Here is a 6,998-nt window from a genome sequence, read left to right on the forward strand (position 1 = left end):
ACCAACGAGAATATCATTGCCATCACCCCCAAGGAGAGTATCATTACCTATGCCACCCTCAAGGGAGTCATCGTCATTGCCACCATCTAGTAAGTCATTACCAGCATCGCCAAACAGTTCGTCAGTGCCGCCACCCCCCCAAAGGGTGTCATTTCCGGGGATAATAATTATAGGCTGCTCTCCTGGAGCATTGCGATCGCCAAATAGCCGATCGTATCCACCTCCACCACGCAGTTGATCATCATCACCCAAACCAAAGATTCTGTCGCTGTTGTTTGTGCCAGGTAGCACATTAGGATTGCTATTACCAAAAATATCTGCCATTTTATTGTCCTCCAAATTTAATTTGATTGTTTAGTTCATCAAGGGTTTAGGGTCACATCAAGTAGATGACACCAAACTGGTTGTCAGTAACTTCTCCCTCTGCACCGACGGTAAAGTTAGAAGTAATAAAGCCCCTAGCGTTTTCAAACACACCAGTTCCCTTCATAAGACGCCAACTCACGACTCCATGACTCACCCCTTCCTCTGGGCTAGGGCCAATAGCTCCCTGACCCACTGTTCCAAATCTGAGGCTATTTCCCTGACCGAAGGTAATCGTTCCACTCTCGGTGAAAGTGTTGTCAGTGAGAAACTCCACTGTGGAAGAGAATTGTGCAACACCTCCTTCCACAGTCTGGATCTGTGCATCAACACCTTGCTTAACGACAGATGTGATCTTGGAACTGGGTGCGTGGGTTGTAGCTTTGAGAACTGTTCCTTGATCGTTCTGGGGGACAGCTTGCCCAGAGAACTGAAGTGCATAGATAATTTGTTGTGGCATTTTTGGTTACCTTGATAAGTGATTAATTGGTCGAAAAAGTTGAGTTACTACTTAGGAAATTCTGGGTTGCCTAAGTCATGTAGATCTTGGGAAATATTGAGCAATCAGTAATTGGTAAGATTTGGGAATTACAAACTACCAATCTGACCATCAGGCCTGTCACCTGGATTGCTAGGATTATTGCTCGGTAAATTGTTGTTACCACCACTAATATTTGCTAGTAATTTTTCAGGAATTTTCTGCAAAATTTGTTCAGTTTTTTGTGACTTTTGGCTAGATGGATTAGTATTTTTTGTGTTGCGTTTCATGATGGAAATACTCCTGTTTGCTTTCACTGCAATTACTTACTCATTCAGTATGGCGTTGCCCTCAAACTATTGACCATAGGAAAAAATCAGGTATTTCAACACCTGATAAAAATCTTGCGGATAATAATTTATAGTAAAAAGTCAGCTTAAATCAGGTCTCGGGACATCAATTTAGCTATCCCTATCTCCCTGCCTAGGATGGTTGCAAATCTCGCGTATTTCCTCTTGTTCGGGATGAATCGCCAGATAATCCCCCAGCCACTCACAACCTAGTTGCATCAAATCATCTAATTCTAAATCTAGGTTCCAAAGCTTGACTGTGCCATCCCTACTAGCAGAAGCCAGGAGTTTTCCATCTGCGCTAAAACTAACATCCTCTACCCGACCAAGATGACCTTCTAGAATTCTCAATAAAGAACCATCTTCCACACGCCAAAGTTTTACTGTGCGGTCAAAACTACCAGAAGCCAGCAATTTGCCATTGGGGCTGAAACGCAAACTTCTGATCCAAATGCCATGACCGGGAAGTTCCTTAACGATAGTACCATCTGAGTTATTCCACAGCTTAATTCCCCTATAGCCACCCCCAGAAGCTAACAATTTGCCATTGGGACTAATACTGATAGTGGCTAACCAACTGTCAATATTATCAAAAACTTTGACCATCCTACCATCTTCTACTTGCCAAAATAGGATGCGACCATCAAAACTAGCAGTGGCAATATTTTGACCATCGGGGGTGAAACTCAAATCCCGAATGGAATGAAGATGACCTTTAAACGTTCGCAATAATTCCCCATCTTGCACGCGCCAGAGTTTGATGGTTCTGTCGTCACTACCGGAAGCTAAAATCCTACCATCGGAGCGAAAGGTAATACTTCTGACATTACTAGTATGACCAGTCAACGTGTATATTTCTTTACCATTGTCAACATCCCAAAGCTTTACCGTATTGTCTAAACTGGCAGAAGCAAGAAGCTTACCATCGGCACTGAATTTAACTCGCCAGACATCGTCGGTATGACCTGTTAGGGTTTTGTTTAAACTGCCATCTGAGGTGTTCCACAGTTTTATCCTATGGTCATCGTGACCCGAAGCTAGTAATTGATTATCAGGACTAATAGTTACTCCCCATACTTTGGTGCTACCAAAACCAAAACGTTTGGGTTCAAGGCCATCTATATTCCAGAGAGTGATTGTACTAGGGTAGCTACCAGAAACAAGTATTTTTTGATTATTAGGGTGGAAACTTACGGTGGTAACACGACCTTGTGGACCAACAAACGTTTGGGGTTCTGCCTCCAAGTTTTCCAGATTCCAAAGTTTGATTGTACCATCATCAGCACAAGAGACTAGCAGCTTACCATCTCGACTGAAATTTACTCCCCAAGTTGTTCCTTTGTGTCCCTTAAGAGTAGTGATTTCTGTGCCATCTTCTAGATTCCAGAGTTTGATCGTAGTGTCCTCACTGCTAGAGGCAAGGGTTTTACCATCCGCATTAAAATCAACGTTTCTGACACCAGACTGATGACCTGTTAGGGTTCTAATTAAGCTACCATCTTCTACATTCCAAAGCTTAATGGTGTTATCTGAATTCGTGGAAGCTAGTATGGTTCCATCAGGACTAAATTTCACCGAGGTAACCCAGGAATTATGAGCCCGAATACTGGTTACTAGGGCTTTTGTTTCTACATCCCAAAACTTAACCCAACCCCTAGAATCAGAGGAAGCAAGCAGTTTACTATCGGGACTAAAACTAAGACCCCTAACCCAGGTGTTATTGTGGGCAAGGATGGTTTTAGCTAAGCTTCCCGTTGCTACGTTCCATAATTTGACCGTACCGTCTTTACTGCCAGAAGCAACTAATTTTCCATCGGGGCTAAACTGGACATTGACGATCTGTTCGCTATGACCCCTAAGAGTATGCATTAATTGACCTTGGGAATTCCAAAGTTTGACCAGTGTATCTCCCCCTCCAGAAACCAGTAGTTGACCATCGGGACTCCAACTGACCATGGAAATTGGACCATTATGGGCTTCCCAGCGATTATATGCTTTTACCTTTGTGATTGCTTGTCGCAAGGTATCTATAACCTGTGCTTGTGCTGGTTTAGTAACTGGAGCTAATTTATGGAATTGTTGTAACTCTTTTAATTGTTGTCCTGCTTTGATCGCTTCAATTAGCCCATCTAGAGGGCTTGATACTAGGGAAATTTGGGCTTTGGCACTGGTTAGTAACACTTGTGCTTCTAAGCGATCGCGTCTTGCTTTCCCCAATTGTAATCCGGCAATTCCTGCTGCTACTAAAGAAATTGCTAAAATTGCTCCCCCAATACCTATTGTTTTCTTGGCTTTCTTTTGGGCTAACGTTAAAGTATCATTGGCTTTAGCTAAGATGCGACTTTCTTCTGCTTTAACCGCTAAACTAGCTTCTACTTCTCGTTTCTCGAAATCCTGAGAAGCAGCGAGGAAACGATAATCAAGGGGACTCAAATTTTGGCGTTCTGCCCAGCCTAGGGCATCTTGCAGGGCTTGACCTTGCAGTAAGCGGGATTCATCCTGATAATCAGACTTCACCCAAGCCTTGAAGTCTTCAGAGTAGGGGCGCAGTTTCTCTAATTGTTTCTCAACCCACTCTCTATTAAAAATATGCTGATAAATACGGTTGTAACCTTTTAATTGTCCCTGCTGCTGAACCACTAACCCCGACAGTCGCAACTCGGTTTGCTCGGAACTGCCATCAGCAACAATTTCTCCTTGCTGTAAAATTTGCTGATATACTCCCAAAAGCTGACCAACACGCTGCTGGTTACGGAGAATGCGATCGCGTATAGTTCGCAAATGCTCTGGTTCGTCCTGGGCTTCCCAATTTTCAATGATGCGCCTTTGAACGATCTGCTCAATGGATTGGGAACTGAGAATACTCCTACTGTTGGTACTTTGAGCCACCAGCTGACATAACTTTTGGGTCAGAAATGGTTGCCCTCCTGTCCAGTTCAATAGTTCCTGAACCACTGCTTGGGGATTATCTACCTTACCCTCTAATCCTTGAGCTAATGGCTGTGTTTCGGGGAGTTCAAATCCACGCAGTTCAATCGCCTTACCAATATTAAAGGGGGTTTGAGTTTTATCAGTAATTAAATCACTAGGAGTTGCCACCCCTAACAGGGCAAATGTGAGCCGTTGGTAGGCGAGATTATCTACTCGTTGATTGTAGAAGAATCGAATCAGAGCAAAAAAATCATCTACGGAAAAATTCTGGCTCAGAACTCGGTCAATTTCATCGACGAAAATGACAATTTTGTGCTCAACCAGAACCAGCAGCACTTCCTCAATGAATAGATTCAACCGTTGCACAGGGGAAAGCAAATCCCGCTGCTCCCGCCACCAGCTGCGCCATTTAAATTGTTTGCTGAGCTGGCAACTACTCACGATAGAATTGACAATCCCAGCATACCACTTTTCTGGGGTTACATCCTCTTTGCCAATCCCGGTCAGGTCAATAAAACCACAGAGGATTCCTTCTGCTTGCAGCCTTTTCATTGTCCGCACCCGCAAGCTGGATTTACCCATCTGTCGCGAGTTGAGTACATAACAAAACTGACCCGCTTTCAAGCTTTGGTAAAAGTCTTCGTCGGCTTGTCGCGTTACGTAGCTGGTGGCATTAACTGGGAGACTGCCACCAACTTGATAGTTAGAGTTTGATTTTGCTTCTGTCATGTTTGCTGTTTCATTAGCTGATAGCTGACAGCTGTTCGCGCAGCGTGCGCGTAGCGCAGATGCTTACCTAAAAGCTAGAACTTGGTAGAAATATTCCCGGTACAAATTGCAGCGAGGCACAACATAGTTACCCTGTCGCTCTACCAAGCCCATACTGTGTAGTTTGTAAATCTCGATCGGATTGAGTTCCACTGGCTCAGATGAGGTGACAACTTTCTTGAGGGCCTGAAGCAACTCTGGTGATTGTTGCAGTGTTTCTAAATGTCGCCGCAAATGGTTGCTATAAATACCTGCTTCTGTGGGTGCATCTTGCCACAACTGCTGGAATGTTACCTTGCCAGAGCCAATTTCATACATCGCCAACCGTACCAGATAGGGATGACCAGATCCCATTGTCATTAATTTTTCTATCTGGGTATCATTCCAATTTAGTCCATGGAGCTGAGCCAAATTTTTTACCTGCTGTTGGTCAAACTCTCGCAACTCCACTGGAATTCCGGCGTTAAAGGGAGATTGATTTAAGTCTAAGGGAATATAAACTTCTGTAGAATGTGCTATCACTAGCCGCAGTTGCTTCCAGATATCTGAAATCTTGGCTTTTTCATGCCAGCTGCGCAGCATCCCTAAAAAGTCTTCTATCACTTCGGGGTAGGGAAAAACTCGATCGACTTCATCCAATGCTAAGACTAGGGGACAATCTATTTCTGCCAGTAAATACTCCTCAAAATAGACTGTGCAGTTATCATTACTACCCAAAATTTCTGTATCCCAATAATCATTTAATTGATTTTCTAACTTTAACTGCCGACCAACTTTCAAACAGAGCCAGCGGAGGAATTTATCTAAATCGGTTAAAATTGCTCGGTCTACACTGCTCAAATCTAAATACACCGTTTGACAATCCTGGGATTGAGCATGAGCTAGAATCCTCATCATTAAGGAGGTTTTTCCCATTAGCTTTGGTGCTTTAATCCGAATCAGGGAACCAGGCATAATCACCGTATCGTAACCGAGAGATTCGATGCTGTCTCGCTCCACATAAAGAGGTGAATCCAGCGCCACCCAACCCGACGGAAATGGTAGCTTTGTTAGGGGCTCAGATGCTTGCTGCTCTCCATTGGTGCTAAGTGATCTACCTTGACACTTTTTCCATGCTCTTTTCAGTGCTTGTTTGAAACTCTTTTTGGTAACCCTTTCTCCTAATGCTTCTGAGAGCTTATTCCATAATTTGTTGCCGATATCTTTGTTAAGATACTCAGCACTGTAGCCATACATATTGGCGATCTGATCATAGGTTTTCCCTTCCCAGGAACCCTGAAGTACTGTGGTTTCAATGTCACTGAGATGTTTGCCTGTATTTTTGAAGACAACTTGATCAGCAGACTCTTTTGCTTGTATCCAAGCTAACTCTGATTCTGAGTCTACTCCAGAGACTACACTCATAACTGGATGGGAGGGGTAAAACTCATCAAATGCTTGAGCAATCATGTAACTAACAATTTTGTAGATGTATACTTAGCTACCAACTACAGCCCCAGCATTCCAGATTTTTGGAGAAACTGATATAGCGCTACGGGCAAGGCAAGAAGCAAAAGTTGAGGTAGGGTGGGCAGTGCTTAGCAAAACGATTGTCAGCTTTTCAATTGGTCTGATCCACTGCCCACCCTACGGCTCACTACGGCTCACTGATAGAGGTAGGGTGGGCAGTGGCTAGCAAAACGATTGTCAGCTTTTCAATTGGTCTGATCCACTGCCCACCCTACGGCTCACTACGGCTCACTGATAGAGGTAGGGTGGGCAGTGGCTAGCAAAACGATTGTCAGCTTTTCAATTGGTCTGATCCACTGCCCACCCTACGGCTCACTACGGCTCACTGATAGAGGTAGGGTGGGCAGTGGCTAGCAAAACGATTGTCAGCTTTTCAATTGGTCTGATCCACTGCCCACCCTACGGCTGATAGCTGATGGCTGAATGCTTACGTTTTTGCGATGTAGTTATAGTACTTATCACCCTGTTGTTGGCTATTTATGCAAGACGTCGAGATTTTAAGTTAGTTTAAATTAATTTAATTTTTTTTAACTCAACAACTATCAAAAGGTATCAAAAAGTCAGAAGCGTTGAACGTTTTAAACATTCAACGCTTCTAT

General features: G+C 43.7%; 5 protein-coding genes. All 5 read right to left on the reverse strand.

Features of this window, described 5'->3' with window-relative positions; genetic code table 11:
• A partial coding sequence (locus LYNGBM3L_RS11355) for a calcium-binding protein (protein WP_008182652.1) occupies nt 1-324 on the reverse strand: 324 nt, incomplete at its 3' end.
• A gap of 52 nt (nt 325-376) precedes the next feature.
• The gene (locus LYNGBM3L_RS11360; RefSeq protein ID WP_008182654.1) at nt 377-823 is read right to left on the reverse strand and encodes a hypothetical protein; all 447 of its coding nucleotides are present in this window, start codon (nt 821-823) and stop codon (nt 377-379) included.
• 128 nt (nt 824-951) lie between these two features.
• Nucleotides 952-1,131 carry a hypothetical protein gene (locus tag LYNGBM3L_RS11365; protein WP_008182657.1) on the reverse strand — a complete coding sequence of 60 codons (180 nt, stop codon included), beginning with the start codon at nt 1,129-1,131 and terminating at the stop codon, nt 952-954.
• Nucleotides 1,132-1,302: 171 nt separating this feature from the next.
• Entirely contained in the window at nt 1,303-4,851 is a 3,549-nt protein-coding gene (locus LYNGBM3L_RS11370) for a WD40 domain-containing protein (protein WP_008182660.1), read from the reverse strand.
• Between the two features lie 63 nt (nt 4,852-4,914).
• The gene (locus LYNGBM3L_RS11375; protein WP_044492734.1) at nt 4,915-6,294 is read right to left on the reverse strand and encodes an AAA-like domain-containing protein; all 1,380 of its coding nucleotides are present in this window, start codon (nt 6,292-6,294) and stop codon (nt 4,915-4,917) included.
• Between the last annotated feature and the right edge of the window lie 704 nt (nt 6,295-6,998).

The sequence above is a fragment of the Moorena producens 3L genome, from assembly GCF_000211815.1.
Classification (GTDB): domain Bacteria; phylum Cyanobacteriota; class Cyanobacteriia; order Cyanobacteriales; family Coleofasciculaceae; genus Moorena; species Moorena producens.

Excerpts from the sequence above, each read along its gene's own strand:
- LYNGBM3L_RS11360 (WP_008182654.1), bottom strand. The coding sequence starts at position 823 with ATGCCACAACAAATTATCTATGCACTTCAGTTCTCTGGGCAAGCTGTC.
- LYNGBM3L_RS11365 (WP_008182657.1), bottom strand. The coding sequence starts at position 1,131 with ATGAAACGCAACACAAAAAATACTAATCCATCTAGCCAAAAGTCACAA.
- LYNGBM3L_RS11370 (WP_008182660.1), bottom strand. The coding sequence starts at position 4,851 with ATGACAGAAGCAAAATCAAACTCTAACTATCAAGTTGGTGGCAGTCTC.
- LYNGBM3L_RS11375 (WP_044492734.1), bottom strand. The coding sequence starts at position 6,294 with ATGAGTGTAGTCTCTGGAGTAGACTCAGAATCAGAGTTAGCTTGGATA.